Origin of the sequence: Cellulosimicrobium arenosum (assembly GCF_014837295.1) — a bacterium.
GTDB classification, from domain to species: domain Bacteria; phylum Actinomycetota; class Actinomycetes; order Actinomycetales; family Cellulomonadaceae; genus Cellulosimicrobium; species Cellulosimicrobium arenosum.
The window spans coordinates 99,297-125,622 of sequence record NZ_JACYHB010000007.1 but is presented as its reverse complement, the minus strand read 5'-3'; the positions used below and the strand labels follow the sequence as shown (position 1 = coordinate 125,622).

Below are 26,326 nucleotides of genomic sequence, written 5' to 3'. Positions count from 1 at the left end.
CCGCCTCCTGTCCTGCGTGCACGGCACGTACGCCCCGAGGCCGCGCCTGGTGTGCACAGCGTAGGCGGCGGGGAACCGCGCACCCTGCAGCACGGCGGGCGTGCCCGAAGAGCGGTGTCGGACCCGACCGGTAGCGTCCCCGACGTGTCGACCACCACGTCCCGGACCGCACCCCGTCGCTCTCGACCGGGCTACCGCTGCGCCGAGTGCGGGTGGACCACCTCGAAGTGGGTCGGTCGGTGCGGGGAGTGCCAGGAGTGGGGGACGGTCACCGAGGACGCGCCGGCGACCGGCCCGCGGACCGCTCCCGTCGCCCCGACGCGGTCGCCCGCGCGACCGATCGGCGAGATCGACGTCGAGTCCGCGCGTGCGACCCCCACCGGCGTCGCCGAGTTCGACCGGGTCCTCGGCGGCGGGATCGTGCCGGGCGCGGTCGTCCTGCTCGCGGGCGAGCCGGGCGTGGGGAAGTCCACGCTGCTCCTGTCCGTCGCGAGCAACGTCGCGGCAGGAGCCTCGGACCTGCCGGGCGGGGGTGCGGCGGGGCCGTCCGCACCGGGACCCCGACGCGTCCTGTACGTGACCGGCGAGGAGTCGGCCGGCCAGGTGCGCCTGCGGGCCGAGCGGGTCGGCGCGCTCGCCCCCGACCTGCTGCTCGCCGCGGAGACCGACCTCGCGACCGTCCTCGGCCACGTCGACCAGATCGCACCGGACCTGCTCATCGTGGACTCCGTCCAGACGATCGCGTCCGCGCAGGTCGAGGGGGCTCCCGGCGGCGTCAGCCAGGTGCGCGAGGTGGCTGCCGCCCTCATCTCCGCGGCGAAGGCGCGCGACCTGCCCGTGGTGCTCGTCGGTCACGTCACCAAGGACGGTTCCGTCGCCGGTCCCCGGACGCTCGAGCACCTGGTGGACGTGGTGTGCCAGTTCGAGGGCGACCGGCACTCACGACTGCGGCTCGTGCGTGCGGTCAAGAACAGGTACGGCCCCACGGACGAGGTGGGCTGCTTCGACCTCTCCGAGAACGGCATCATCGGCCTCGCCGACCCGAGCGGGCTGTTCCTCTCCCACACCGGCGCCGGCGTACCCGGGACGTGCATCTCCGTGACGCTCGAGGGGCGACGGCCGCTCGCGCTCGAGATCCAGTCCCTCGTCGTGCCCAGCTCGCTGTCCAACCCCCGGCGGACCACGAGCGGGGTCGACGCCAACCGGCTCGCGATGATCCTCGCCGTCATGCACCGGCACGCGGGGATGCGGCTCGTCGACCAGGACGTCTACGTCTCGACCGTCGGCGGGGCGAAGGTGACCGAGCCCGCCGCGGACCTCTCGATCGCGCTCGCCGTGCTGTCCGCGCGCGAGGACGAGGCCCTGCCGGCGGGCACGGTGGCGTTCGGCGAGGTCGGTCTCGCGGGTGACATCAGGCCGGTCACGGGGCTCGACCGCCGCCTCGCGGAGGCCGGTCGGCTGGGCTTCACGCGCGCCGTCGTCCCGCGGGGCTCGTTCCCGCGCCCGGTGGAGGGCATGACGATCCTTCCGGCGCGGCACCTCGGCGAGGCCGTCGAGCTGGCGCGGGCGAGCGCATGACCTTCCCGACCCGGCCCCTCTGACCATTCCGTGAGACCGCTCCCGACACCTGCGGCGCACACCCGCGCCGGGCAACCGTCGCAGCGTAGGATCGCGTCGTGGTCACGACCCCTTCCCGCCTGGACGAGCTTCTGAGGGAGACCCTCGCCGCCGTCGCGCCCGGCACGGAGCTGCGAGACGGCCTCGAACGCATCCTGCGGGGCCGCACCGGTGCGCTCATCGTGCTCGGCCTCGACCCCGTCGTCGCCCAGATGTGCTCGGGCGGGTTCGTGCTGGACGTCGCGTTCTCGGCGACCCGGCTGCGCGAGCTGTCGAAGATGGACGGCGCCGTCGTCCTCGACCGGGACGCCCATCGCATCCTGCGCGCCGCCGTCCAGCTGCTGCCCGACCCCACGATCGAGACGACCGAGTCCGGCACGCGGCACCGCACCGCGGAGCGCGTGGCGAAGCAGAGCGGGTTCCCCGTCATCTCGGTGAGCGCGTCGATGCGCATCGTCGCGCTGTACGTCGGTGGCCAGCGCCACGTGCTCGAGGACTCCGACACCATCCTGTCCCGCGCGAACCAGGCGCTCGCGACCCTGGAGCGGTACCGGGCGCGCCTGGACGAGGTCTCGGGCACCCTGTCGGCGCTCGAGATCGAGGACCTCGTCACCGTGCGCGACGTGTGCGCGGTCGTGCAGCGCCTGGAGATGGTCGCGCGGATCTCGGACGAGATCGCCGGGTACGTCATCGAGCTCGGCACCGACGGCCGACTGCTCGCCCTCCAGCTCGACGAGCTCATCGGCGGGATCAGCTCGGACCGCGAGCTCGTCGTCCGCGACTACGTCGACCTCGCGCGCGGTGGCCGAAGCGTCGCGGACGTGAAGGAGGCGCTCGGCACGCTGAGCTCGACGCAGCTCCTCGACCTCGGGCAGATCGGCCGTGTCCTCGGGCTCCCCGGTGGTGGGGACGCGCTCGACGCCGCCGTCGCCCCGCACGGCTTCCGGCTCCTGTCCCGCGTCCCCCGCCTGCCGGTCAGCGTCATCGAACGGCTCGTGACCCACTTCGGCGGGCTGCAGAAGCTCCTCGCGGCGAGCGTCGACGACCTCATGTCCGTCGAGGGCGTCGGCGAGCAGCGCGCGCGCTCGGTGCGAGAGGGCCTGTCCCGGCTCGCCGAGTCGAGCATCCTCGAGCGGTACGTCTGACCCGGCGCCGGGACGTCAGTCCTGCGCACCGTCCTCGGACGGCTTCTCGTCCGGCTCGTCCGGCTGCGTCGTGGCGTCCTTCTCGGGCCCACCCTTCTCGTCCTTCGGCGCCTTCTCCTTCTCGTCCTTCGGCGCCTTCTCCTTCTCCTTCTCCTTCTCCGGCTCCGGCTCCGGCTCGAGGAAGGTGACCTCGACCGGGTCGCTCGTCGCGCCCTCGACGCCGGCGAGCGTCGCGACCACCCGGTAGGTGCCCGGACCCGACGCGGCAGGCTTGCTCTCGCACCCCGGCGTGGACGTCGTCCCGTCCCACGAGACCGTCGCGACGTCCACGTCGCTCCCACCGAGCAGGAGCATGCGGCCCGACGCGCCGCAGTCGGCGGACGACCACACGTGCGCCTCCTGCGCGGCGTCCTTCCCCGTGCCCCGGTCGCCCGCGGCGGACTTCTCCTCGTCCGCCGCACCGTCGACCGCCGCACCGTCGTCGGACCCCGCCTCGTCGTCGGACCCCGCCTCGTCGTCGGACTGCGCGCCGTCCGCCGCGGCACGCGTCACGACGACCGGACGCCCGACGTCGGACCCGTCCAGCAGGCACGCGCGTGCACTCACGTGCCGCACCGTGACCTCGAGCTGCGCGCTACCGCCCGCCGGGATCTCGGGGCTGTCCGCCGTGATCGACAGGGCGACGTCCGCCGCCGTGCAGTCCTCCGGCGGACCCGTCGGCCCGGGCGAGGGCGGAGCGACCTTGCCCGCGGTCTCCTCGTCGGCGGCGAACAAGGGCTCCACCGCGCGGACGGTGACCTGACCGAGCAGCACCAGACCGGTCACGAGGCCGGCGAGCAGGAGCAGCGCCACGAGACGTCGGCGCCAGAGGGTCCCGGACGAAGGCCGTGCAGGCCCGGCCGTCCGGGCGCCGCCGTGCCGCGTGTCGTTCCCCGTGCCCACTGGTCCTCCGTCCGTCGCGCCGTCGGCGCCAGGCACCACCGTAGTTCCGCCGTGGCCCGGACCCGTGCTGGTCTCGCGGCGGGTCGCGCTCCCGGCACCCGGCACCGCGCCGTCCGACGCACAATGGAGCACGATGACGGCACCGACCCCCTCCTCCCCCCGGCCGGACCGCGGCGCGGCCACAGGCCCACGCACCGGCACCGGCACCGGCACCGGCACCGGCACCACGGCCCCACGATCCTGCGCCGAGGAGGTCCGGGACGCCGTCGGGCAGTGGTACTCCCGGCACGCGCGCGACCTGCCGTGGCGAGCGGCGGACCGCACCGCCTGGGGGGTGCTCGTCAGCGAGGTCATGCTGCAGCAGACGCCGGTCGTCCGGGTCGAGCCCGCCTGGCGCGCATGGGTCGAACGGTGGCCGACGCCCGGCGACCTCGCGGCCGCGCCGACCGCGGACGTGCTGCGCGCGTGGGGTCGCCTGGGTTACCCCCGCCGGGCGTTGCGCCTGCAGGACTGCGCGCGGGCGATCGTCGAGCGCCACGGGGGCGACGTGCCCCGCGGCGAGGACGCGCTGCGCGCGCTGCCCGGCGTCGGCGAGTACACGGCGGCGGCGGTGACGGCGTTCGCGCACGGTCGGCACGCCGTGGTCGTGGACACCAACGTGCGGCGGGTCCTGGCGCGCGCCGTGGGTGGGACCGCGCTGCCCGCGCCGTCGTTCACCGCCGCCGAGCGGCGGCTCGCCACGGCATACGCGCCCGAGCCCGACGACGCCGCGGTGCTGTGGGCGTGCGCGTCGATGGAGCTGGGGGCGCTCGTGTGCACGGCGCGCAACCCTCGGTGCGGCGAGTGCCCGCTGCGCGACCGCTGCGCGTGGCGGCTCGCGGGGCGTCCGGCGGACGAGCACGCGGCCCGACGTCGCACCCAGACCTGGGCGGGGACGGATCGCCAGGCCCGGGGCCGTGTCATGGCGGCGCTGCGCGAGGGGGACGGACCCCTGGACCGCACGGCGCTGCACGCGCTGTGGCACGACGCCGCGCAGCTCGACCGGTGCGTCGCGAGCCTCGTCGAGGACGGTCTGGTCGAGACGGACGACGACGGCGGCTGCACGCTGCCCACCTGAGCCGATCCGGGACGGGGTGCGCCCCACCCCGCCGACCTCACAGCTCGAGGAGCATGCGCGTGTTGCCGAGGGTGTTCGGCTTCACGCGCGCGAGGTCGAGGAACTCGGCCACGCCGTCGTCGTGGGAGCGCAGCAGCTCGGCGTAGACCTCGTGGGTGACCGGAGCGCCCTCGATGATCTGGAACCCGTGGCGGGCGAAGAAGTCCACCTCGAAGGTCAGGCAGAACACCCGCCGCAGACCGAGCGCACGCGCCCGAGCGACCAGCTCGACGACGAGCGCGTGGCCGATGCGGTGCCCGGTCCAGGCGGGGTCGACCGCGAGCGTGCGGATCTCTGCGAGGTCGTCCCACATGACGTGCAGCGCCCCGCAGCCGACGACCTGGCGCGACGGCCCCTGCGCGACGAGGAACTCCTGGACGGACTCGTAGTAGCCGACCATCTCCTTGGCGAGCAGGATGCGGTCCTGCGCGTAGGGCTGGACGAGCCCGCGGATCGCGCGCACGTCCGCCGGCAGCGCGGCGCGCACGACGACTCCGGGGGCAGGCGGGATGGGTTCGGTCACGTGCACAATCTACGGCGCCACCCGGTGGTGTGCATAGTCATGCAGGTCGCTGAGTAGAATACCGGTGGGAGCTCACAGCCTGGGATCGGAGACCAGCCGGGACGCCGTGATCTCGTCGATCACCAGGTCGGTGACGACGCCGGCCCGCAACGCCGCTCGCAACGGGGCCACCTTGTTGTCCCCCGCGACCACGCACACCCGACGCGGGACCCGCCTCAGCTCGTCCGGGGCAGGTCCGGTCGCGCGGGCGTTCAGCGCGATGTCCCGGTAGGTCCCGTCCTGGCGCAGGAAGACCGTGCAGACGTCACCGACGACACCCTCGTCCTCCAGCACCGCGACGTCCTCCGGTTCCAGGTAGCCGGCCGAGTACACGTGCGACGGGACACCGCCGGACACGGCACCGACCGAGAAGAGGGCGATGTCCGCGTGCCGCTGCACGTCCAGGACGCGGCGCACCGAACGCTCGCGCCACATCGCCCGCTTCGTCTCCGCGTAGTCGAAGAACGCGGGCACCGGGAAGTCGTGCACCTGCGCGTCGAACGCCGCGCCGAAGCCCGCGGTCAGGTCGCCCGCGTAGTGCAGGCCGGACGACCGCGTGCTCGCGGCACCGTTGAGCTGCACGACGGCGCTCCCGCGTGTCGGGCGGCGCGGAAGGTGGCGTGCGACCGCGGAGAGGGTGGTCCCCCACGCGATGCCGAGGGTCATGTCCGAGTCGAACCAGCTGCCCAGCAGCCGCGCCGCCGACATCGCGACCTGCTCCAGCCGGTCCACGCGCGTCACCTGGTCCGGGACCGGGACCACGTAGACGTCGATGCCCCACGTGCTCGCGAGGTGCTGACCGATCCCTGGCCCCTTCCCCTGCGCCGGACGGAGCCTGATCTCGACCAGACCGGTGTCACGTGCCCGCTTCACCAGGCGCGAGACCGTCGACCGGGACGTGTGCAGGTGCTTGGCGATGGCCTCCATGGTCATGTCCTGCAGGTAGTACATCGATGCTGCCCGCAGGACGTCCTGCTCCCGAGCGCTCATGCGTTCCCCTCTCGTCAGCACCCATTCTGCACGTTTGTGCAACCCGGTTGCGCGTCCGTTCGCCACGTGGTGACGTAGATCCATCGCCCGGTCGGACCGGCCGGACGAGGGCACGACCGCTCCGTTCGCGCACTCCGCAGCGGCGTGGGACCGTCACACTGAGCGCTCGGATCGCGTATCCGCCTCCCGAGCGGGCACGAGGAGGAACGCATGGCATCGACGCGACTCACGGCCGAGTCCCGGCAGCAGGCCCTCGGAGCGCTCGAGGCGAGCACGACCGCCGACGCCGAGCTGGACGTGCTCGTCATCGGCGGCGGTGTGACCGGCGCAGGGATCGCGCTCGACGCCGTCACCCGGGGGCTCTCGACCGCGATCGTCGAGGCGCAGGACTGGGCGTCGGGCACGTCGAGCCGTTCGAGCAAGCTCGTGCACGGCGGGCTGCGCTACCTGCAGATGCTCGACTTCCACCTCGTGCACGAGGCGCTGACCGAGCGCGACCTCCTCCTCAAGGAGATCGCGCCCCACCTCGTGCGCCCCGTCCCCTTCCTCTACCCGCTCGAGCACCGCGTCTGGGAGCGGGCCTACGTCGGCGCGGGGATCGCGCTCTACGACACGCTCGCGAGCGTGTCGCCCGGGCAGCGACCGCTCCCTCTGCACCGCCACCTGACCCGCAAGCAGATGGCCAACAAGTTCCCCGACCTGGCGCACGACGCGGCCGTCGGCGCCGTGCAGTACTGGGACGCGTCCGTCGACGACGCCCGCCTCGTGTCCACGCTGGTCCGCACGGCCACCTCCTACGGCGCGCACGCGGCGTCGCGCACCCAGGTGGTGTCCCTGACCAAGGGGCCGACCGGCGCGGTCAACGGCGCCGTCCTCGCCGACCTCGAGACCGGCCGGGAGATCACCGCCCGTGCCCGCTCCGTCATCAACGCGACGGGCGTGTGGACCGAGGACACCGAGGGGCTCGCCGGCAGCGAGGGCGGGTTGAACGTCCTGGCCTCCAAGGGCGTCCACATCGTCGTGCCGCGAGAGCGGATCAAGGGCACCGTCGGGCTGATCCTCCAGACCGAGAAGTCCGTCCTCTTCGTCATCCCGTGGTCGCGGTACTGGGTCATCGGCACGACCGACACGCCCTGGGAGCAGGACCTGCAGCACCCCGTCGCCACGGCTGCGGACATCGACTACGTGCTCGAGCACGCCAACGCCGTGCTCGCCCACCCGCTGACGCGCGACGACATCATCGGCACCTGGGCGGGCCTGCGACCCCTGCTGCAACCCGGCACCAAGGAGGGGACGAGCTCGTCCAAGGTCTCCCGCGAGCACACCGTCGCGTCCCCGACGCCCGGCCTCACCGTGATCGCGGGCGGCAAGCTCACGACCTACCGCGTGATGGCCAAGGACGCCGTCGACTTCGCCATCGGGCAGCGCGCGAGCGCACTGGGGTCGATCACGCACAAGATCCCGCTGCTGGGCGCGGTCGGGCTCGACGCCGTCCGCCGCCAGGCACGCCCCTGGGCGTCGCGCTACGGCTGGACCCCCAAGATGGTCGACCACCTGCTGCACCGCTACGGGTCGAACCTGCGCGAGATCGTCGAGCTGTGCGAGTCGCAGCCCGATCTCGCGAAGCCGCTCGAGCACGCACCGGCGTACCTCCGCGCCGAGATCGCCTACGGCGTCTCGCACGAGGGCGCTCTGCATCTCGAGGACCTGCTGGTGCACCGCACCCGGCTCAACTACGAGATCGTCGACCGCGGTCTCGCCGCGCTCCCCGAGATCGCCGGGATCGCCGGCGAGATCCTCGGCTGGGACGACGCGACCCGCGAGGCCGAGGTCCGCAGCTACACCCAGCGCGCGGAGGCGGAGGACGCGGCCGAGCACGAGCCGGACGACGCGAGCGCCGAGACCACCCGCCTCGCGGCGGACGACGTGGCGCCGATGCAACCCCTGCGGCCCGTCTGACCGCTCGCGCGCAGGAGGCGACGGCTGCACCGAGCTGAACGACCACGACGCACCCGCTGCGCCGCGTAGATCAGACAACGAGGTCCGACGACAAGGAGAGAACGACGATGTCAACGTGGGAGATCTTCGTCACCGAGTTCCTGGGCACCATGATGCTGCTCCTGCTCGGTGGCGGCGTGGTCGCGAACGCGATCCTGCCGAGGAACAAGGGGTTCGACGGCGGCTGGCTGATGATCAACTTCGGCTGGGGCCTCGCGGTGTTCGCCGGTGTGTTCGTCGCGTTCAAGACGGGTGCGCACATCAACCCGGCCGTGACGTTCGGCATCTGGGCGAGCGGCGCGGAGGAGTTCGCGCCGGGCATCCCGGTCACCGCCGCGAACGGCTTCATCTACGTCACGGCGCAGATGGCGGGAGCCGCGATCGGTGCGCTGCTGGTGTTCCTCGCGTACAAGAAGCACTTCGACGAGGAGGCGCCCGCCGCCACCAAGCTCGGTGTCTTCTCCACCGGCCCCGAGCTGCGCTCGTACGGCTGGAACTTCGTCACCGAGGTCATCGCGACCTTCGTGCTGGTCTTCGTCGTCCTGTCGTTCGGCAACTGGCCCGGCGACATGGGCCCCCTGGCCGTCGCGCTCCTCGTGGTCGGCATCGGCGCGAGCCTCGGTGGCCCGACCGGGTACGCCATCAACCCTGCCCGTGACCTCGGCCCGCGCATCGCGCACGCCCTGCTGCCGATCAGGGGCAAGGGCTCGAGCGACTGGTCCTACGCCTGGGTCCCGGTCCTCGGACCGATCGTCGGCGGCGTCATCGCCGGCCTGCTCGCTCCCCTGGTCGCCTTCGGCTGACCTGACCAGCACCCTCCCCCACCCACCACACCGACGTGAAGGACTGAAACTCATCATGGCCGACTACGTCCTCGCCATCGACCAGGGCACCACCAGCTCGCGTGCCATCGTCTTCAACCACTCCGGGGAGATCGTCTCCACCGGTCAGCTCGAGCACGACCAGATCTTCCCGAAGGCGGGCTGGGTCGAGCACAACCCCGAGCAGATCTGGAACAACGTGCGGGAGGTCGTGGGGCTCGCCCTCACACGGGGGAACCTCACGCACGAGGACATCGCCGCCGTCGGGATCACCAACCAGCGCGAGACCGCGGTGGTCTGGGACAAGACCACCGGCAAGCCCGTCTACAACGCGATCGTGTGGCAGGACACGCGCACGCAGAAGATCGCGGACGAGCTCGGCGGCGACGAGGGCGCGGAGAAGTACAAGTCGATCGTCGGGCTGCCGCTCGCGACCTACTTCTCCGGACCCAAGGTCAAGTGGATCCTCGACAACGTCGAGGGCGCACGAGAGAAGGCCGACAAGGGCGACCTGCTGTTCGGCAACACCGACACGTGGGTGCTGTGGAACATGACCGGCGGGACCGACGGCGGCGTGCACGTCACCGACGTGACCAACGCGTCGCGCACCATGCTCATGGACCTCGACACGCTGTCGTGGCGCGAGGACATCGCCGCCGACATGGGCATCCCGCTGTCCATGCTCCCCGAGATCCGGTCGTCCTCCGAGGTGTACGGCGAGGGTCGCCAGCGCGGCATGGTCCCCGGAGTCCCCATCGCCGGGATCCTCGGCGACCAGCAGGCGGCGACGTTCGGCCAGGCGTGCTTCGAGGTGGGTCAGGCCAAGAACACCTACGGCACCGGCAACTTCATGCTCATCAACACCGGCACGGAGAAGGTGATGAGCGAGAACGGGCTCCTCACCACGCTCTGCTACAAGATCGGCGACCAGGCCCCGGTGTACGCGCTGGAGGGGTCGATCGCGGTCACCGGGTCGCTCATCCAGTGGCTGCGGGACAACCTCGGCCTGTTCGAGGACGCGCCCGACGTCGAGTGGCTCGCCGGGAAGGTCGAGGACAACGGGGGCGCGTACTTCGTGCCGGCGTTCTCCGGGCTCTTCGCGCCGTACTGGCGTGCGGACGCCCGGGGCGCGCTCGTCGGTCTCACGCGGTTCGTGAACCGCAACCACATCGCGCGCGCCGCGCTCGAGTCGACCGCCTACCAGACGCGCGAGGTGCTCGACGCGATGAACGCGGACTCCGGCGTCGACCTCACCGAGCTGCGCGTCGACGGCGGCATGGTCGCCAACGAGCTGCTCATGCAGTTCCAGGCCGACCAGCTCGGCGTCGACGTCGTGCGCCCCAAGGTCGCGGAGACGACGGCGCTCGGTGCCGCCTACGCCGCGGGCATCGCCGTCGGGTTCTGGAACGGCGAGGAGGACGTCATCGCGAACTGGGCGGAGGACAAGCGCTGGACCCCGTCGATGGACTCCGACGAGCGCGAGCGGCTGTACCGCAACTGGAAGAAGGCCGTCACGAAGACGCTGGACTGGGTGGACGACGACGTGGAGCAGTAGCCCGTCCCCCCACTCTCCCGTGGTGCACCTGCGTGGCCCGAGGGTCGGGGTGCTCGACGCCGGTCTTCCACCCGCCTGCTCGTACCTCGCAGGCTCCCGCCAGACCCGCCACGACCGGCGTCGAGCCCCCCGCCCCTCCGCCGCGCCCTCTCGCGCCGGGAGGGCGCGCTCCCTACCGTAGGTCGTGTGCGCGCGTGGGTGTACGAGCGGTACGGGTCGGTCGACGAGCTGCGGCTCCGAGACGTGCCGACGCCTGCCCCGGCACGCGGCGAGGTACTCGTGGAGGTCGTCGCGACGTCGGTGAACCTGTCGGACTGGGAGGCGCTGCGGGGAAGTCCCGGCTACACCCGCCTCGACGGGCTCCGCGCTCCGCGCACCCGGATACTGGGGTCCGACGTCGCCGGTCGGGTCGTCGCGGTCGGCGAGGGGATCACGCGGCTCCGTCCCGGTGACGAGGTCTTCGGCGACAGCATGCCGCGCCGGGGCGGGTTCGCGGAGTACGTGGCCATGCCGGAGAAGTCGTTGGTGCGCAAGCCACCTGACCTGAGCTTCGCCGAGGCCTCGATCATCCCCCAACCGGGCGCCATCGCCCTGCAGGCGCTCGCCTCGGGCCGGCCCGGCGGACGGCTGCTGGTCAACGGTGCCGGTGGCGGCTCGGGCAGCTTCATGATCCAGCTCGCGGTAGCGAGGGGCATGCACGTCACGGGCGTGGACGACGCCGGGAAGCTCGACTTCGTCGAGCAGCTGGGCGCGCACGAGGTGATCGACTACCGCCGCACCGACTTCACGCGGACCGGGCCGTACGACCTCGTCGTCGACCTGGTCGCTCGGCGCTCCGTGTTCGCGTACCGGCGCGCGCTCGCCCGTGGCGGTCGGTGCCTGATGGTCGGGGGGACCCTGCGGACGATGCTGCGCATGCTCACGGTCGGGCCGGTCCTGGGCGCGGTGACCGGTGCGCGGCTCGGCGTCCTCTTCGTGCACGAGGACCCGGATCACTTCGGCCCGGTCGCCGACCTGTGCTCGCGCGGCGAGATCGCGATCCACATCGACCGCACGTTCACCTTCGCGGACGTGCCTGCCGCGCTCACCTGGCACGGCACGGGGAGAGCGCGTGGCAAGGCCGTCGTCATGGTGCGCGAGGGCTGACCGCGTGCAGGCCCGGGCCGGCACCGCTGCTCGGCGAGCGAGCGGAGCGCGGGCTGCCTAGCGTCGACCAGGGCCGCGAGACGCGCGGCCGAGCACGACAGGAGGCGTCATGACCGACACGCACCAGGACCTGCCGCACGCGGACGCCGACGAGGTCGCGAAGGTCCGCGAGCTCATCGAGGACGAGCAGATCGCCATGCTGACGACCGTCGCGACGGACGGCGGTCTGGTCAGCAGGCCTATGGGCGTCCAGGCGGTCGACTTCGACGGAGACCTGTGGTTCTTCGCTGCGGGAGACTCGCACAAGGTCGCGGAGATCGCGCAGGACTCCGCCGCGAACGCCGCGTTCTCGGGCAAGAGCTCGTGGGTGTCGCTCTCCGGGCGAGCGAGCCTGGTCCACGACCCGGACAAGATCCGCGAGCTGTGGAACGCCGTCGCCGACGCGTGGTTCCCCGACGGGCCGGACACGCCCGACGTCGTCCTCATCCGCCTGCACGCCGAGTCCGCCGAGTACTGGGACTCCCCCGGTGGCCGGGTCGCGACGCTGTTCCGGCTCGTCGCGACCAAGGTTGCCGGGAAGCCGTACGAGGGCGGGGAGAACGAGACCGTCCGGCTCTGAGCGTGTGCGCCCAGCGGCTCGTGCGCCCTCAACGGGCGCAGCGGAAGCCGATGTGCGTCGTCGCCGAGTCGGGGGTCTGGGGTGACCTTGCTGCGGGGCGGTAGCGCAGGCAGTACTCCGGTGCGCACAGGTGCGACCCGCCCTTGAGCACGAGGCGTTCCGGCGGCGCGACCGACGCCCCCGGGGTGCCGTCGGCCCGAGCGCCCGCGCCACCGCCGTCGGGCCCGCAGCCGCACGTGCACGCCGGCGGTACCCCCGTCTCCGCGGTCAGCGCGGGAAGGTCGGAGCGGCGGTGCCCGTCGGTCCACGCGTCGACCGTCCACTCCCAGACGTTGCCCGTCATGTCGGCCAGCCCGTGGCCGTTCGAGGGGAACGAGCCGACCGGCGACGTCCCGCGCCACCCGCCCCGGCCCGCGCCGGTGTTGCGGTACGGGAACCTCCCCTGCCACGTGTTCGCACGCCTCCCGTCCTGGGGTTCCTCGCCCCACGTGTACGTCGCGCCGACGAGCCCGCCGCGGGCCGCCAGCTCCCACTCGGCCTCCGTCGGCAGACGCAGGCCCGCCCACCCCGCGTAGGCGCTCGCGTCCAGGAACGACACCTGGACGACGGGGTGGTCGTCCAGCCCGTCCGCCGACGAGCCCGGGCCGGCCGGGTGCCGCCAGCACGCGCCCGTCTCCCAATGCCACCACTGCCGCCAGTCCCCCAGGTCGACCGGCCCGTCGGTCGGGGTGAACACGAGCGAGCCCGGCACGAGCAACCGCGGGTCGGCGCCGGGGAAGTCCGCGGGATCGGGCGCGAGCTCCGCGGTCGTGACATAGCCGGTCTCCGCGACGAACGCGGCGAACTCGCGGTTCGTCACCGGTGTCCGGGCGATCTCGAAGGGAGCGACGTCGACGTCGACGACCGGCCCCTCCTCCGGGTAGAAGCTCTCGGAACCCATGCGGAACCGACCGCCCGCGATCGGGACCAGGTCGGTGGGACGTGCGTTCGTCATCCCGCCATCATCTCCGTCCCCGCCGGTGCCGTCCCGACGACGAGCACCTGGGGATGACGCCGGGCCCGGGGCGGATCCACCGGCTCGTCGCCGAGGCGTTCGACCGCGGGGTTCCGGACGAGCTGACCGACACGTTCCTCGCCGGTGTCGCAGCCGCGACGTCGTTCCGTACGAACCCGCTCCACGCTGTGCTGCACGAGTCCGGCTACGCGCAGTCGCACACCGCGCGTGCGCCCGGTCCGCGCCGCCGAGGCGCTCGCGACGCGCAAGGACTGGGGAGATCTCTACGACGACGACATGTTCGTCGACGCGGACCTGTCGCTCGAGACGGCCGCGCACGTCGGGAACACCGAGGCGTGGGTGACGAACGAGCTCGAGCACGACGGCCTGCGCCTGGGCGACGTCGTCCAGCGCCTGACGGCGCGCGTCTCGGCCCGCGGCTGCCCGCTCCACGGCTGAGCCTCCTGCCGACCTGGACTACGTGCCGATCAGTCCGCACATCGGGGCGCCACGCCGGGTCCGGCAGGTCAGGCTTCGTCGTGCCGGTCCACATCAGGACCCGTCCGACGACGGCGCGTGCTTGTCGAGGAAGGCGTAGACCTCCGTCGCGTCGACGCCCGGGAAGGCTCCGCTGGGGAGCGCGGTGAGGACGTGCTGGTGCATGCGGGCGCTGGGCCAGGAGCCGTCCTCCCACTGCGCGGCGGCGTCCGCGGCGGGGCGCTTGCAGCACGACTCGTCCGGGCACTGCGACTGGCGTCGGACGGTCGTGTCACGGCCGCGGAACCACTTGGCCGAGGCGAACGGGACCCCGACGGCCAGGGAGAACTGGCCGGACGCCGTCGTGCCCGTCTGGGTGGAGCACCAGAACGTCCCGGCCGGGGTGTCGGTGTACTGGTAGGACTCCTGGGCGCGGTCGCGGCGCGTGAACGCCTCGCGCACCGCCCACCGGCGGCACACCATCTGCCCCTCGATCGCGCCGGTGACGTCGGCGGGCAGCGGGAGACCGTCGTTGGCGTACCCGCGGAACAGCGCGCCGTCGTCGCCCACGCGCAGGAAGTGCAGGGGGATGCCGAGGTGCTCGGTGGCGAGGTTGGTGAAGCGCTGCGCCGCGGCCTCGTGCGTGACGCCGAACGCGTCGCGGAAGTCCTCGACGGCCAGGTCCTTCTCGCGCTTGCGCCGCTCGAGGAAGTCGACCGCGGCCGACTGCGGGATGAGGCAGCACGCCGCGAAGTACGTGATCTCGACGCGCTGGCGCAGGAACTCGGCGTACGACCGCGGCCGCTCGTGCCCGAGCACGCGGTGCGCGAGGGCCTGCAGCGCGAGCGAGCGCAGGCCGTGCCCGCCGGGAATCGACGCGGGCGGGAGGTAGATGCGGCCGTTGCGCAGGTCGGTGACGGTGCGGGTGGAGTGGGGCAGGTCGTCGACGTGCCAGATGGTGAAACCGAGCTGCTCCGCCATGCGGGCCACCGTCCGGTGGGTCAGCGCGCCGACGGTGTAGCCCGCGCGCCGGGTCATGTCCTCCGCGAGCGCCTCGATCTCCGGGTAGTAGTTGTTGCGCGCCTGGCGCTCGAGCCGCAGCTCGGTGTTCGCCCGGCGCGCCTCCTCGGGCGTGGCGATGGCCTCGGTCGCACGGCGCTGCAGCTCGGCGTGCAGGCCGACGAGGTTCTCCAGCACCGGCTGCGGGAGCTTCTGGCTCGCCTTCACCGACGGCAGGCCCAGGGACGCGAACAGCGGCCCGCGCTGCGCACGGTCGAGCTCGATCTCCAGCGCCGCCCGTCGCGACGGCGGCTCGTCCGTGAGGAGGTCCGCGACCGCGACGTCGAGGGCCTGGGCGATCTGGTTCAGGAGGGACAGCCGCGGTTCGCGGCGCCCGTTCTCGATCATGGACAGCAGGCTCGGCGCCGTCCCGACCGCGTCCCCGAGCGCGTCGAGGGTCAGGCCGCGCGCCGCGCGGAAGTGCCGCACGCGCCGCCCGAGCGTGATGAGGTCGCTCCCGGACTCGGCCATCCCTTCACGCTACGTCAAGATCGACGAATCTTCACGGCTTGAGGGATGGAAAGCCTCGAACAGGCCAGCCAGAGTGGAGTCATCGGCAAGAGCTTCTCACCACTCGCAGGGAGCCCCCCATGACCACGACCGCCAACCCTCGTCGCACGCGCCACGCCGCCCTGCTCGACGACGTCGAGTCCGAGCTGGCCGGGATCACGGCCGCCGCGTTCGGGTCCCCCGCGCAGACCGCCGACCCCCGCCCCCGTGACGCCCGCGTCTGGGTGCGCGGGATCGCAGATCTCACCGAGCCCGACGCGATCGTCTGGTGCGACGGGTCCGCTACCGAGAAGCAGCGCCTGGTCGACCTCATGGTCGACGCCGGCACGCTCCTCCCGCTCGACCCCGAGCTGCGTCCCGGGAGCTACCTCGCGCGCTCGGACCCGGACGACGTCGCGCGCGTCGAGTCGCGGACGTTCATCTGCTCGCGCGAGGAGGTCGACGCGGGCCCCACGAACAACTGGCGCGAGCCCGAGGTCATGCGCACCGAGCTGCGCGGCGTCTTCGACGGGTCCATGCGCGGACGCACCATGTACGTCGTCCCCTTCTCCATGGGTCCCGTCGGCGGGCCGATCTCGCAGGTGGGCGTCCAGGTCACCGACTCGCCGTACGTCGTCGTGAGCATGGGGATCATGACGCGCGTCGGCCGGGACGTCATGGACCTGATCGACGACGGCGCACCGTTCGTCCCGGCCGTGCACTCGGTCGGCGCGCCGCTGATCGACGACATGGGCGCAGTCACCGAGGACGTCGCCTGGCCGTGCAACGCGACGAAGTACATCGCGCACTTCCCCGAGACCCGGGAGATCTGGTCGTACGGCTCGGGCTACGGAGGCAACGCGCTGCTCGGCAAGAAGTGCTTCGCCCTGCGCATCGCGTCGGCGATGGCACGCGACGAGGGCTGGCTCGCCGAGCACATGCTCGTCATCCGCGCGACGTCGCCCGAGGGCCGCCGCTACCACCTCGCCGCCGCGTTCCCGTCGGCCTGCGGCAAGACCAACCTGGCGATGCTGCGCCCGACGATCCCCGGCTGGACGGTCGAGACGATCGGCGACGACATCGCGTGGCTGCGCACGGGGCCGGACGGGCGCCTGCGAGCCATCAATCCCGAGGCGGGCTTCTTCGGCGTCGCCCCCGGGACCGGGATCGAGACGAACCCCGCCGCCGTCGAGACGTTCGACCGGGACACGATCTTCACGAACGTCGCGCTGACCGACGACGGCGACGTCTGGTGGGAGGGCCTGACGCCCGAGCCTCCCGCCCACCTCGTCGACTGGACCGGCCAGGACTGGACGCCGGGCGCCGGCCGTCCCGCCGCGCACCCGAACTCCCGGTTCACCGTCGCGGCTGCGCAGTGCCCCACGATCGCCGACTCGTGGGAGGACCCCGACGGCGTGCCGATCGACGCGATCGTCTTCGGCGGGCGGCGCGCGAGCAACGTCCCGCTCGTCGCGCAGGCCTACGGCTGGGAGCACGGCGTGTTCATGGGCGCGACGATCTCGTCGGAGCGCACGGCCGCGGCAGAGGGCGCGGTCGGCGAGCTGCGCCGCGACCCGTTCGCCATGCTCCCGTTCTGCGGTTACAACATGGCCGACCACTGGGCGCACTGGTTGCGCGTGGGCGCGTCGCTCGACGCGGACAAGCGACCCAAGATCTTCCAGGTCAACTGGTTCCGCAAGGACGCGGGCGGCGGCTTCCTGTGGCCGGGGTTCGGCGAGAACTCGCGCGTCCTCGCGTGGATCGCCGCGCAGGTGGACCGGTCGCGCGGGGTGCGGACCGACTGCGGTGCCGTGAAGAGCCCGGTCGGGCTGCTCCCGGCACCCGGTGCGCTGAACACCGACGGGCTCGACCTGCCCGACGGCGCGCTCGACGCCCTGTTCGACGTCCCCGTCGAGCCGTGGCTCGCCGAGGCGGGCCTCACGGCCGAGTTCTTCGACACGTTCGCAGGCCGCGTCCCGGCCGAGCTGTGGGTGCAGCTGGCGCGCCTGCGTGACCGCCTCACGTCCTGACCGGTTCGCCGAGAAGTGAGCTGCCGCCCCTGTTCCGGCCGATCCAGGGGCGACAGCTCACTTCTCGGCGGGTGCTGTGGCGAGGTCTTGGTCCGAGAGCACGTGCTCCAGGTCCGAGGCGTCCACCAGCGGGTCGTCGAGGTCGACCGTGATGCGGGAGTGTGCGAGCAGCCGGGCACCCCCCGTGATGGTCGAGTGCAGCGCCGCGTACTCCCCCACCCGCGCCTCGCTCAGCACGGTCCCGACGAAGCGGTTGCCGCGCGGCGAGATCGTCTCCAGCGACTCGCCCTCGCTGATCTCGCCGCGCCGGGCCATCAGTGCCAGTCGCGCCGACGTGCCGGTCCCGGTGGGGCTACGGCACAGCACCCCGGGATGCACGTAGGTGGCCGACGGCGACTCCCAGCGGCCGTCGGCCAGCTGCCGCACCGGACCCATGAAGTGCGCGAACGGCAGCGGGCCGACCTCGCCGAGCTCGGGATGCTCCTGCCGCAGCCCCGGACGCGCCGCACGGACGAAGGCGTCACCGAACGCGGTGAGCGCGATCTGCTGCTCGCGGTCGATCGTGAAGCCGTGCCTCGTGGCGTCGATCATCGCGTAGTAGGCACCGCTCCACACGAGGTCGAACTCGACCCGGCCGTAGTGCGGCACGTCGACGGCGAGGCCCTGGTCGGCGACGTACGCGGGCTCGCCCTGCGTCGTGACGGACGCGACCCGACCGTCGACGTTCCGGGTGCTGATCCGTGCCAGGCCGGCAGGCGACTCGAGCACCACGTCCTGCAGCCCGTCCTCCAGCGGGATCATCCCGCTCATCAGGAGAGCCGTCACGGTGCAGATCGTGTTGGAGCCGGAGTACAGCGGGTACCCCATCGCCTCCATGATGATGTAGCCGGCCTGCGCCTCGGGCCGGCTCGGCTCGACGATCAGGTCGACCGACATGGCCGGGTCCCCGTACGGCTCCGACAGCAGCAGGCGCCGCAGCCCGTCCCCCTCGTGCTGCAGGTAGCGCGCCTTCTCCAGCACGCTCGCGCCGGGCAGCGGCTCGACGCCGGCGACGACGATCCGGCTGACGTCGCCACCGGACTGGGTGTCGATGAGGTGCAGCGTGCGCTCACGGTGCATAGGGGGCTCCCACGGTGTTCCAGTGCCGGTCGGGGACCACGACCAGCTTGCCGATGTAGGTCTTTCCCATGAACGTGCGTTGCGCGTCGTGGAAGTCGGACAGGCGGAACGTCCGGTCGAGCAGCGGCTTGATGTCGCCGTCCTCGATGTAGCGCAGCAGACGCCGGAACGCGGTGCGGGTGCCCTGGGAGGACCCGTGCAGCTCGAGCTGCTTGAGGTAGACGGTGCGCAGGTCCAGGTCCACGACGGGCCCGCCGATGGCCCCGGCGGTCGTGTAGCGACCCTCCGGGCGCAGGATCCGCAGCAGGTCGTTGAACAGCGGGCCCGCGACCAGGTCCGCGACGACGTCCACCGGCCCGTCCACGACCCGCTCCACCTCGGCCACCAGGTCGGGGGCGTCGCGCAGGACGACGTCCTCGGCCCCGATCTCGCGCATCGCGTCCTCCTTGCCGGCGGACGTGACGGCGTAGGGGATCGCTCCCCGGACCCGGGCGAGCTGGACGATCGCCGAGCCCACGCCGCCGGAGGCCCCGGTGACGAGGACCCGCTCTCCGGCGGCCAGCCGCGCCCGGTCGAGCATCTGCTCGGCGGTGAGATAAGCGCAGCAGAAGGTCGCCAGCTCGGCGTCCGCGATGTCGGCGGTGACCTCGTAGGCGTTCTCTGCCGGCACCGTCATGAACTCGGCGTACCCGCCGTCCCGGCCGTGGCCGATGTAGTCGATGTCCGCCAGGGAGTCGTCGCCCTCGGGACGGTTGTAGATCGAGAAGTCGACCATGACCCGCTCGCCCACACGGCCGGCGGGCACGCCGTCACCGACGGCGACGATCCGCCCGACCGTGTCGGTGCCCTGGATGCGCGGGAAGGTGAGCGTGGACCTCCCCCGCCGCCAGGTGGAGACCGAGGCGGGGTCGGTCTCGGTGCCGTAGGCCCCCTCGCGCACCCATACGTCGGTGTTGTTCATGCCGCAGGCCGACACGTCGACCAGGACCTCGCCGGCCGCCGGTTCAGGTGTCGGGACGTCGTCGCGGTACACGAGCTGGTCGAGCCCGCCGTGCCCGACGAGCTGGACCGCCTTCATCTGTGCTGGGATCGCCTCCATCGCCCGAGCCTAGTGTCAGCAGCACCGCACCGGGCACCTCAGCAGCGCGAGGTGGCACACCGGCGGGTGCCCGACGATCAGCCGGCGACCGTGTACGGCTTCTCAGGCCAGTAGGCCCACTCCTCGAAGTGCTCGACGCGCCCGTCCGGCGCGAACCGCAGGACCCACAGGTCGCGGTACTCCTGCTGCTCGGGCTCGAGGTACTCGACCTCGACGCGCACGACGGCATCCGCGCCGTCGACCGCGACCACCTCGGCACGCATCGCGAACGACGCGCCGTCGTCCACGAGCCAGAACCGCCCGATCGCGTCGAGACCGACGAGCGGCTCCGCAAAGGGCGAGCGCAGGTAGCGGGCGTCGTCGGTGAAGAGCCGGGCCACCGCCGCGACGTCCTGCGTCCGCCACGTCCGCTCGTACTCTTCCACCCAGCGCATCGCCCCGTCGCGATCCATCCGTCCCCCAGCATGCTCGCAGTCCTCGGCGAGACCCCTTGGCCGCCGCGGCCTCCCGGCCTCGGGCAACCCTGCCCGAGGCTGCTCGGACTCGCCCGTCGGCACGACGACGCCGACCGTGTCGATCCCGCCCTTTCCCGTTCGACCTGTGGGTGAGAGGGTCGGAACGACCGGCCCACCGACACCGGGAGTCAACGATGAAGTACATGCTCATCATGCGCAGCACCGACGAGGGCCAGGCCGCGTTCGCGAGCATCTCGTTCGACGAGATGCTCGAGACCATGGGCCGGTTCAACGACGAGCTCATCCGCGCGGGCGTGCTGCTCGCGGCAGAGGGGCTCGACGACGCGGCGCAGGGCGTCGTGGTCGACCTGTCGTCCGACGTGCCCGTCGTGACGGACGGCCCGTACGGGGAGACCAAGGAGCTGTTCGGCGGCTACTACATCCTCGACGTCGCCTCCCAGGAGGAGGCCGTCGAGTGGGCGAAGCGGCTGCCGTACTCCGGACCCGGGACGAAGGTCGAGGTCCGCCGGGTCCCGTCGATCGACGAGTTCCCGCAGGACAACGAGTGGATCCGCAAGGAGCGCGCGTGGCGCGAGGCGACCGGCCAGGTGTGACCGTTCCCGACGGCCGCCGGGCCGTCGAGGCCGTGTGGCGCATCGAGTCGGCGCGGATAGTGGGCGCCCTCGCGCGGTACACCGGGGACTTCGCGCTCGCCGAGGACCTCGCGCAGGAGGCGCTCGCCGAGGCGCTCGTCTCCTGGCCGCGCGACGGCGTGCCGCGCAACCCGTCCGGGTGGCTGCTCACCGTCGGTCGACGTCGCGCGATCGACACGTACCGCCGCCGCTCGGCCCTCGACGAGCGGTACGCCGCCCTCGCCCACCAGCTGGGCGAGGGCGGCGCGACGTCCGGCGGGCCGCCGTCGGGCACCACCGGTCCCGGGGCCGGGGACGACGTGCTGTGGGACCCCGACCGCGTGGACGAGGACGTGCTCGCCCTCATGTTCGTCGCGTGCCACCCGGTGCTCTCGCGCGAAGCGTCCGTCGCGCTCACGCTGCGGGTCGTCGGGGGCCTGTCGAGCGACGAGGTCGCGCGGGCCTTCCTCGTACCGACGGCGACGGTCCAGGCCCGCATCACGCGCGCGAAGAAGACTCTTGCCGCGGCGAGCGTGCCGTTCGGGGTGCCCCCGGCCGACGAGCGCCGCGAGCGCCTCGGCTCCGTGCTGGGCGTGCTGTACGTGATCTTCACCGAGGGTTCCACCGCGACGTCGGGCGACGAGTGGCTGCGCCCCGACCTGGCACACGAGGCGGTACGGCTCGCGCGTGTGCTCGCCGGGCTCGTACCGGACGAGCACGAGACCCACGCGCTCGTCGCCCTCCTCGAGCTCACCGCCGCCCGCTTCCCCGCCCGGACCACGACCGACGGCGACCCTGTCCTGCTCGCCGACCAGGACCGTCGGCGCTGGGACCGGTCCGCGATCCGACGCGGCCGCGCGGCGCTCGCGCGCGCCGCAACGGTGGGCACGACGGGCCGGACGGGACTGGGCCCGTACGGGCTGCAGGCGGCGATCGCGGAGTGCCACGCCGTCGCGCCCTCGGTCGAGGGGACCGACTGGGACCGGATCGTGCTCCTGTACGAGGCGCTCGGCCGGATCGCGCCGTCGCCGGTCGTCGAGCTCAACCGGGCCGTGGCGGTCGCGATGGCGCACGGCCCGGGGGCGGGGCTCCGGATCGTCGACGAGCTCGTCGCGACCGACCGGCTGCCCGGGTTCCACCTGGTGCCGAGCGTGCGCGCCGAGCTGCTCGGGCGCCTCGGGCGCCGCGACGAGGCCCGGGCCGAGTACGCGCTCGCGGTACGGCTGTGCCCGACCGTGCGCGAGCGCGCCCTGCTCGAGCGCAAGGCGGCCGAGCTCGGCGCGTGAGCCTCGACCCTCTCGGTGCGCCCTGCACCGTGGGGGAGAATCGACGACGTGAGCCTCCCCCCCGACCCCGGTACCGACTGGCGACCGCACGTCGCAGACCCGGCCGCGCGACCGCCGTCGTCCCTCCCGCACGTCGTGTTCTTCGAACCGCGCATCCCCGGGAACACGGGCAACGCGATCCGCCTGGCCGCGCTCACCGGTGCGCGCCTGCACCTCGTCGAGCCGCTGGGGTTCGAGATGGACGAGCCGCGGCTGCGCCGGGCGGGCCTGGACTACCACGACCTCGCCGCGGTGGAGGTGCACGCGGACCTCGAGGCCGCGCTGGCCACCCTGCCGGGGCGGGTGCTCGCGTTCACGACGCGGGGGACGACGTCGTACACCGACGTGACGTACCGGCCCGACGACGTGCTGCTCTTCGGCCCCGAGCCGACGGGCCTGCCCGACGAGGTCCTCGCGCACCCGCGCCTGACCGACCAGGTGATCATCCCGATGCTGCCGGGACGCCGGTCCCTCAACCTGACGAACGCGGCGTCGGTCGCGGTGTACGAGGCGTGGCGCCAGACGGGCTTCGCGGGGGCCCGCCCGTGAGCGCGAGCTCGCCCGTGAGGTAGTGCTGGACCTGCGGCGCGAGAACCGCGACGACGTCGTCGGGCGCGGTGCTCGCGAGCGGCTCGACGGCGAGCACGTAGCGCACCATGACGAGCCCGGCCAGCTGGGTCGCCACGAGGTTGCCGCGCCACAGCGCCTCGTCCTCGGTGAGCCCGAGCGGCGCCACCGCGGTCCGGATGACTCGGGCGAGCACGAACTCGCGCAGCAGCGCCGCCCCGCGCGAGCTGCGCATCGAGGACCGCACGACCACGAGAGCGGCGCTGCCCTGCGGTGAGTCCCAGACCGTGAGCAGCGTGCGGACGAGGTGCTCACCGAGCCGCTCCGGGTCGTCGGGCAGACCCGCGGCGAGCACTTCCTGCGGGTCGACGGGTGCGTTCACCACCGCCTGGAACAGCTTCTCCTTGGTCCCGAACCAGTGGTGGATCATCGCCGGGTCGACGCCCGCCCGCTGCCCGATGTCCCGCAGCGTCGCGGCCTCGAAGCCGTGCTCGGCGAAAGCGTCGCGCGCGGCCGCGAGGATGAGGCTGCGGGTGTCCCCGGCGCCCGGGCGGCGCCCGCGCCCCCCGGTCATGCCTCGGCCCCCGCGCGCTCGACGAGGACCATCGTCTCCTCGAGCGTCGCGGGCACGACGTCGGTCCTCGCCTCGACCCCGGCGCCCGCCAGGGCGGCCTCGACGTCCGCGGCCGGCGTGCCGGCCACGCGGGTGGTGCGACCGTCGAGCACGACCGGCAGGCCGGCGTCGGCCAGCGCCCCGAACACCGCCGCCCAGTCGTCGCCGCGCACCACGACTGCCTCACGGCCCGACGTGATGTCCGCGACCGTGCCGTGGGCGACACGGCGCCCGTGCGACATGATCTCCAGCCGCGTGCACTGCGCGGCCTCCTGCAGGTAGTGCGTCGTGACGAGTACGCCGACACCGGCCTCCGCCTGCTCGTGGATGGTGTCCCACAGCCGGGCGCGGGCCAGGGGGTCGACGCCGGAGGTCGGCTCGTCGAGCACGAGCAGCCGGGGCGCGTGCATCAGCGCGCAGTAGAACGCGAGCCGCCGCTGCAGGCCGAGGCCGATCTCCGCGACGAGCGCGGTGCGCACGGCGGCGAGCTCGTCGGGCAGCGGCGGCGGTTCGGCCACGCCGTACGCCTGCGCGACGAACTCGACGTTCTGGTCCGTCGACAGGTCGGTGTAGAGGCCGAGACCCTGCGGCACGTAGCCCAGCGCATGGCGGTCGACGGCGGCCGGCGCGGACCCGAGCACCTCGACCTCGCCGGCGTCCGCGGCCTCGAGGGCGAGCAGCACGCGCAGCAGCGTCGTCTTGCCCGCGCCGTTCGCGCCGAGCAGCCCCACGATCTCGCCGGGCGCGACCTCGAGCGACATGTCGTCGACGGCGCGCACGTCGCCGTACGTCCGCGTCACCCCGCGGGCCTGCACCAGGAGCTCCGACCTCTCGAACCCCCGGGCGTGCCGTCCCGCACTCATGACGACGCCCCGGCGAGCGAGAGCACCACGAGCGCGTCCTCGAGGTCGGGCACGACCTTCTCTCCCGGCGGGGCGTCCGTGCCCGGCGGCGTCCACGTGTGGAACGCCGTCCCCCGGCGCCAGGTGCGTGCGGCGAGCGGGAGGGACGGGCCGTCGTCGGACCCGGGCGGGACGTCGGCTGGACCGGGATCGTCGCCGTCGGGGCGCCGGTCGCTCACGGTGACCTGGCCGGGGACGGCGGCGACGACGCCGGGCGGGTCGGCCGCGGCGAGGACGCGGCCGGCGTCGAGGGCGACGACGGTCGCGGCGCGCTCCGCCTCGTCGAGGTAGGTGGTCGCGAGCGCGATGGCGGTCCCCGCCGCCGCGGCCTCGGCGACCAGGCGCCACAGCTCGACGCGGCTCACGGGGTCGACCCCGGTGCTCGGCTCGTCGAGCAGGAGCAGGTCGGGCTCGTGGAGCATGGCGAGGCAGAACCCGAGCTTCTGGCGCATGCCGCCGGACAGCTGTCCGCCGAGGCGGTCGCGCGCACCGTCCAGGCCCGCGCGCCCCAGCAGCTCGTCCGCGCGGGCCGTCAGGGACTTGCGACCCATCGAGTACGCCGCGCCGACGAACTCGACGTTCTCCGCGACCGACAGGGTGCGCCACACGCCGCTCGTCGCCGGCTGGAAGCCGACCCGCTCGACCGATGGCACGTCCACCGACCCGCCCGCGAGCGCCACCCGCCGCACGAGCGCGCGCAGCAGGGTCGTCTTGCCCGCCCCGTCCCCGCCGACGAGCGCCGTGACCTCGCCCCGCGGCAGGCTGACGGTCACGGCGTCCAGGGCGGGGGCGGCGCCGTGGCCACCGTCGAACCGGACCGTGACGTCCCGCGCGCCCCACATCAGCGCGCGCCCTTCGGTGAGATCTCCCGGCCGAGGCGCAGCGTCGCCGCCCCGAAGATCACCACGGCCATCACCGCCAGGATCACGAGCGGGAGCCACAGGTAGTCCCACGACGCGTCGCGCAGCATGACGCCCTGCGAGATCTTGGTGAACCACGTCAGCGGCAGGACGTAGCCGATCCAGCGCACGCCCGCGGCCATCGCGTCGAGCGGGAAGATCATGCCGGACAGCAGCACCTGCGGCAGCAGCGTCATGAGCGCGACCTGCACGGCCTGGCCGGTGGTCTGCGAGACCGTCGAGATCAGCACCCCCAAGCCGAGCACGACGAACAGGAAGATCGCCGCGCCCAGCACGAACGCCACGACGCTCCCCACGAACGGCACCCCGAAGATCCACATGCCGAGCAGCGTCACGACCGCCATGTCGAAGCACGCGAGGAGGAAGTAGGGCGTGATCTTGCCGAGGATCACCTGGGACGACGAGAACGGCATGACCGCGAGCTGCTCGAGCGTCCCCGCCTCGCGCTCGCGGACCAGGCCGATGCTCGTGATGATCGTGCCGATGAACGTGAGGATCAGGCCGATGAGCGCGGGCACCATCACCCACGACGTCTCGAGGTCCGGGTTGTAGAGGATCTCCGAGGTGACCTGGTCCCCCAGCCCCGCCATCAGCACGTTCGCGGACTGCGCGGCGAACAGGTTGGACCCGTCGATGTAGACGATCGGGGCAGCGCCGGACGCGTCGTCGGACAGGGCGTCGCCGGTGACGATCGCGAGGTCGGCGTGGTCGTCGCGGAGCTGGTCGCGCGCGTCGCCGTCGCTCCCGCCCGGGTCGGAGGAGACGACGTCGAGCGTGCGGTCGCCGGTGGCCTCGCCGTCGGCGCCCTCGAGCATGTCGACCACCGCGTCGGCCTGCGACCCGACGACGGCGACCTTCAGCTCGTCGACGGTGAAGTTCGCGGCGTAGCCGAACACGATCAGCAGCAGGAGGGGCAGGGCCACGAGCATCGCGAGCGTGCGCTTGTCGCGCCGCAGCTCGCGGAACTCCTTCATCATCATCGCGCGCACGATGCGCCTCCCGGTCCACTAATTCATCGGGCAATGAATTTCCACCGTAGACCTGTCCCACGAACCTGACCACCCCAGTGAGAGCTCTGGTCGCCGAGGTAGAGC

The 26,326-nt window shown here is 72.9% G+C and carries 25 protein-coding genes; 13 read left to right on the top strand and 12 right to left on the bottom strand.

Going from position 1 to position 26,326, the window contains the following annotated elements; genetic code table 11:
• Window positions 1–144 precede the first annotated feature (144 nt).
• Window positions 145–1,578: a DNA repair protein RadA gene (gene radA, locus IF651_RS10345; protein WP_191829034.1), complete on the top strand. Its 1,434-nt coding sequence runs from the start codon at window positions 145–147 to the stop codon at window positions 1,576–1,578.
• A 98-nt stretch (window positions 1,579–1,676) separates the two neighbouring features.
• The gene (gene disA / locus IF651_RS10340; protein WP_191829033.1) at window positions 1,677–2,762 is read left to right on the top strand and encodes a DNA integrity scanning diadenylate cyclase DisA; all 1,086 of its coding nucleotides are present in this window, start codon (window positions 1,677–1,679) and stop codon (window positions 2,760–2,762) included.
• A 15-nt stretch (window positions 2,763–2,777) separates the two neighbouring features.
• Here the strand turns inward: disA and IF651_RS10335 are convergent, their stop codons facing one another.
• Window positions 2,778–3,614 carry a hypothetical protein gene (locus IF651_RS10335; RefSeq protein ID WP_191829032.1) on the bottom strand — a complete coding sequence of 279 codons (837 nt, stop codon included), beginning with the start codon at window positions 3,612–3,614 and terminating at the stop codon, window positions 2,778–2,780.
• Between the two features lie 223 nt (window positions 3,615–3,837).
• On the opposite strand from IF651_RS10335, the gene IF651_RS10330 reads away from it, so the two are divergent.
• Window positions 3,838–4,821 carry an A/G-specific adenine glycosylase gene (locus tag IF651_RS10330; protein WP_191829031.1) on the top strand — a complete coding sequence of 328 codons (984 nt, stop codon included), beginning with the start codon at window positions 3,838–3,840 and terminating at the stop codon, window positions 4,819–4,821.
• A 37-nt stretch (window positions 4,822–4,858) separates the two neighbouring features.
• Here the strand turns inward: IF651_RS10330 and IF651_RS10325 are convergent, their stop codons facing one another.
• On the bottom strand, window positions 4,859–5,389 hold the full coding sequence (locus IF651_RS10325) for an amino-acid N-acetyltransferase (RefSeq protein ID WP_422110476.1): 531 nt from the start codon (window positions 5,387–5,389) through the stop codon (window positions 4,859–4,861).
• 66 nt (window positions 5,390–5,455) lie between these two features.
• Window positions 5,456–6,412 (bottom strand): sugar-binding transcriptional regulator, encoded by a 957-nt coding sequence (locus tag IF651_RS10320; protein WP_191829030.1) that lies wholly within the window; start codon window positions 6,410–6,412, stop codon window positions 5,456–5,458.
• A gap of 210 nt (window positions 6,413–6,622) precedes the next feature.
• Here IF651_RS10320 and IF651_RS10315 point away from each other — a divergent pair, with 210 nt between their 5' ends.
• The 5 genes from IF651_RS10315 (at window position 6,623) to IF651_RS10295 (ending at window position 12,551) form a co-directional block, all read left to right on the top strand.
• Window positions 6,623–8,371 (top strand): glycerol-3-phosphate dehydrogenase/oxidase, encoded by a 1,749-nt coding sequence (locus tag IF651_RS10315; RefSeq protein ID WP_191829029.1) that lies wholly within the window; start codon window positions 6,623–6,625, stop codon window positions 8,369–8,371.
• A 107-nt stretch (window positions 8,372–8,478) separates the two neighbouring features.
• Window positions 8,479–9,213 carry an MIP/aquaporin family protein gene (locus IF651_RS10310; RefSeq protein WP_191829028.1) on the top strand — a complete coding sequence of 245 codons (735 nt, stop codon included), beginning with the start codon at window positions 8,479–8,481 and terminating at the stop codon, window positions 9,211–9,213.
• A gap of 55 nt (window positions 9,214–9,268) precedes the next feature.
• Entirely contained in the window at window positions 9,269–10,786 is a 1,518-nt protein-coding gene (gene glpK, locus IF651_RS10305) for a glycerol kinase GlpK (protein ID WP_191829027.1), read from the top strand.
• Between the two features lie 186 nt (window positions 10,787–10,972).
• On the top strand, window positions 10,973–11,932 hold the full coding sequence (locus tag IF651_RS10300; RefSeq protein ID WP_191829026.1) for a zinc-binding dehydrogenase: 960 nt from the start codon (window positions 10,973–10,975) through the stop codon (window positions 11,930–11,932).
• Window positions 11,933–12,041: 109 nt separating this feature from the next.
• The gene (locus IF651_RS10295) at window positions 12,042–12,551 is read left to right on the top strand and encodes a pyridoxamine 5'-phosphate oxidase family protein (protein ID WP_191829025.1); all 510 of its coding nucleotides are present in this window, start codon (window positions 12,042–12,044) and stop codon (window positions 12,549–12,551) included.
• A 28-nt stretch (window positions 12,552–12,579) separates the two neighbouring features.
• Here the strand turns inward: IF651_RS10295 and IF651_RS10290 are convergent, their stop codons facing one another.
• Entirely contained in the window at window positions 12,580–13,545 is a 966-nt protein-coding gene (locus IF651_RS10290; RefSeq protein WP_191829024.1) for a formylglycine-generating enzyme family protein, read from the bottom strand.
• Between the two features lie 228 nt (window positions 13,546–13,773).
• On the opposite strand from IF651_RS10290, the gene IF651_RS10285 reads away from it, so the two are divergent.
• Window positions 13,774–14,004 carry a hypothetical protein gene (locus IF651_RS10285; protein ID WP_191829023.1) on the top strand — a complete coding sequence of 77 codons (231 nt, stop codon included), beginning with the start codon at window positions 13,774–13,776 and terminating at the stop codon, window positions 14,002–14,004.
• Window positions 14,005–14,097: 93 nt separating this feature from the next.
• On the opposite strand, the gene IF651_RS10280 is transcribed toward IF651_RS10285, so the two are convergent.
• On the bottom strand, window positions 14,098–15,552 hold the full coding sequence (locus IF651_RS10280) for an XRE family transcriptional regulator (protein ID WP_191829022.1): 1,455 nt from the start codon (window positions 15,550–15,552) through the stop codon (window positions 14,098–14,100).
• A gap of 119 nt (window positions 15,553–15,671) precedes the next feature.
• On the opposite strand from IF651_RS10280, the gene IF651_RS10275 reads away from it, so the two are divergent.
• Complete coding sequence (locus IF651_RS10275; RefSeq protein ID WP_191829021.1) at window positions 15,672–17,600, top strand: phosphoenolpyruvate carboxykinase (GTP); 1,929 nt, start codon at window positions 15,672–15,674, stop codon at window positions 17,598–17,600.
• Window positions 17,601–17,657: 57 nt separating this feature from the next.
• Here IF651_RS10275 and IF651_RS10270 read toward each other — a convergent pair whose 3' ends face one another.
• The 3 genes from IF651_RS10270 to IF651_RS10260 form a co-directional block, all read right to left on the bottom strand.
• Window positions 17,658–18,719, bottom strand: a complete 1,062-nt coding sequence (locus IF651_RS10270; protein ID WP_191829020.1) for a proline racemase family protein — start codon at window positions 18,717–18,719, stop codon at window positions 17,658–17,660.
• Window positions 18,709–19,818, bottom strand: a complete 1,110-nt coding sequence (locus IF651_RS10265; protein ID WP_191829019.1) for an alcohol dehydrogenase family protein — start codon at window positions 19,816–19,818, stop codon at window positions 18,709–18,711. Before IF651_RS10265 ends, IF651_RS10270 begins: the two co-directional genes overlap by 11 nt.
• A 77-nt stretch (window positions 19,819–19,895) precedes the next feature.
• Window positions 19,896–20,270 (bottom strand): AtzH-like domain-containing protein, encoded by a 375-nt coding sequence (locus IF651_RS10260; RefSeq protein WP_191829018.1) that lies wholly within the window; start codon window positions 20,268–20,270, stop codon window positions 19,896–19,898.
• A 197-nt stretch (window positions 20,271–20,467) separates the two neighbouring features.
• Here IF651_RS10260 and IF651_RS10255 point away from each other — a divergent pair, with 197 nt between their 5' ends.
• The 3 genes from IF651_RS10255 to IF651_RS10245 all read left to right on the top strand — a co-directional run bounded on the left by IF651_RS10255 (window position 20,468) and on the right by IF651_RS10245 (window position 22,779).
• Entirely contained in the window at window positions 20,468–20,887 is a 420-nt protein-coding gene (locus IF651_RS10255) for a YciI family protein (RefSeq protein WP_191829017.1), read from the top strand.
• The gene (locus tag IF651_RS10250) at window positions 20,884–22,191 is read left to right on the top strand and encodes a DUF6596 domain-containing protein (protein ID WP_191829016.1); all 1,308 of its coding nucleotides are present in this window, start codon (window positions 20,884–20,886) and stop codon (window positions 22,189–22,191) included. The genes IF651_RS10255 and IF651_RS10250 overlap by 4 nt, the downstream gene beginning before the upstream one ends.
• 135 nt (window positions 22,192–22,326) lie before the next feature.
• Entirely contained in the window at window positions 22,327–22,779 is a 453-nt protein-coding gene (locus IF651_RS10245; protein WP_338403901.1) for a tRNA (cytidine(34)-2'-O)-methyltransferase, read from the top strand.
• Here the strand turns inward: IF651_RS10245 and IF651_RS10240 are convergent.
• From IF651_RS10240 to IF651_RS10225, 4 genes are read right to left on the bottom strand one after another with little or no spacing between them, the layout of a single operon-like run.
• Complete coding sequence (locus IF651_RS10240) at window positions 22,703–23,371, bottom strand: TetR/AcrR family transcriptional regulator (protein ID WP_191829014.1); 669 nt, start codon at window positions 23,369–23,371, stop codon at window positions 22,703–22,705. The genes IF651_RS10245 and IF651_RS10240 overlap by 77 nt on opposite strands.
• Window positions 23,368–24,273 carry an ABC transporter ATP-binding protein gene (locus tag IF651_RS10235; protein WP_191829013.1) on the bottom strand — a complete coding sequence of 302 codons (906 nt, stop codon included), beginning with the start codon at window positions 24,271–24,273 and terminating at the stop codon, window positions 23,368–23,370. Before IF651_RS10235 ends, IF651_RS10240 begins: the two co-directional genes overlap by 4 nt.
• A complete protein-coding gene (locus tag IF651_RS10230) occupies window positions 24,270–25,154 on the bottom strand; it encodes an ABC transporter ATP-binding protein (RefSeq protein ID WP_191829012.1) in 885 nt (294 codons plus the stop codon). The genes IF651_RS10235 and IF651_RS10230 overlap by 4 nt, the downstream gene beginning before the upstream one ends.
• Complete coding sequence (locus tag IF651_RS10225; protein ID WP_191829011.1) at window positions 25,154–26,212, bottom strand: ABC transporter permease; 1,059 nt, start codon at window positions 26,210–26,212, stop codon at window positions 25,154–25,156. The genes IF651_RS10230 and IF651_RS10225 overlap by 1 nt, the downstream gene beginning before the upstream one ends.
• Window positions 26,213–26,326 lie beyond the last annotated feature (114 nt).

Bases quoted from the DNA above. Each gene is read 5' to 3' on its own strand.
- IF651_RS10330 (WP_191829031.1), top strand. From the start codon at position 3,838: ATGACGGCACCGACCCCCTCCTCCCCCCGGCCGGACCGCGGCGCGGCC.
- IF651_RS10320 (WP_191829030.1), bottom strand. From the start codon at position 6,412: ATGAGCGCTCGGGAGCAGGACGTCCTGCGGGCAGCATCGATGTACTAC.
- IF651_RS10315 (WP_191829029.1), top strand. From the start codon at position 6,623: ATGGCATCGACGCGACTCACGGCCGAGTCCCGGCAGCAGGCCCTCGGA.
- IF651_RS10310 (WP_191829028.1), top strand. From the start codon at position 8,479: ATGTCAACGTGGGAGATCTTCGTCACCGAGTTCCTGGGCACCATGATG.
- glpK (WP_191829027.1), top strand. From the start codon at position 9,269: ATGGCCGACTACGTCCTCGCCATCGACCAGGGCACCACCAGCTCGCGT.
- IF651_RS10295 (WP_191829025.1), top strand. From the start codon at position 12,042: ATGACCGACACGCACCAGGACCTGCCGCACGCGGACGCCGACGAGGTC.
- IF651_RS10290 (WP_191829024.1), bottom strand. From the start codon at position 13,545: ATGACGAACGCACGTCCCACCGACCTGGTCCCGATCGCGGGCGGTCGG.
- IF651_RS10280 (WP_191829022.1), bottom strand. From the start codon at position 15,552: ATGGCCGAGTCCGGGAGCGACCTCATCACGCTCGGGCGGCGCGTGCGG.
- IF651_RS10275 (WP_191829021.1), top strand. From the start codon at position 15,672: ATGACCACGACCGCCAACCCTCGTCGCACGCGCCACGCCGCCCTGCTC.
- IF651_RS10270 (WP_191829020.1), bottom strand. From the start codon at position 18,719: ATGCACCGTGAGCGCACGCTGCACCTCATCGACACCCAGTCCGGTGGC.
- IF651_RS10265 (WP_191829019.1), bottom strand. From the start codon at position 19,818: ATGGAGGCGATCCCAGCACAGATGAAGGCGGTCCAGCTCGTCGGGCAC.
- IF651_RS10260 (WP_191829018.1), bottom strand. From the start codon at position 20,270: ATGGATCGCGACGGGGCGATGCGCTGGGTGGAAGAGTACGAGCGGACG.
- IF651_RS10255 (WP_191829017.1), top strand. From the start codon at position 20,468: ATGAAGTACATGCTCATCATGCGCAGCACCGACGAGGGCCAGGCCGCG.
- IF651_RS10240 (WP_191829014.1), bottom strand. From the start codon at position 23,371: ATGACCGGGGGGCGCGGGCGCCGCCCGGGCGCCGGGGACACCCGCAGC.
- IF651_RS10235 (WP_191829013.1), bottom strand. From the start codon at position 24,273: ATGAGTGCGGGACGGCACGCCCGGGGGTTCGAGAGGTCGGAGCTCCTG.
- IF651_RS10230 (WP_191829012.1), bottom strand. From the start codon at position 25,154: ATGTGGGGCGCGCGGGACGTCACGGTCCGGTTCGACGGTGGCCACGGC.
- IF651_RS10225 (WP_191829011.1), bottom strand. From the start codon at position 26,212: ATGATGATGAAGGAGTTCCGCGAGCTGCGGCGCGACAAGCGCACGCTC.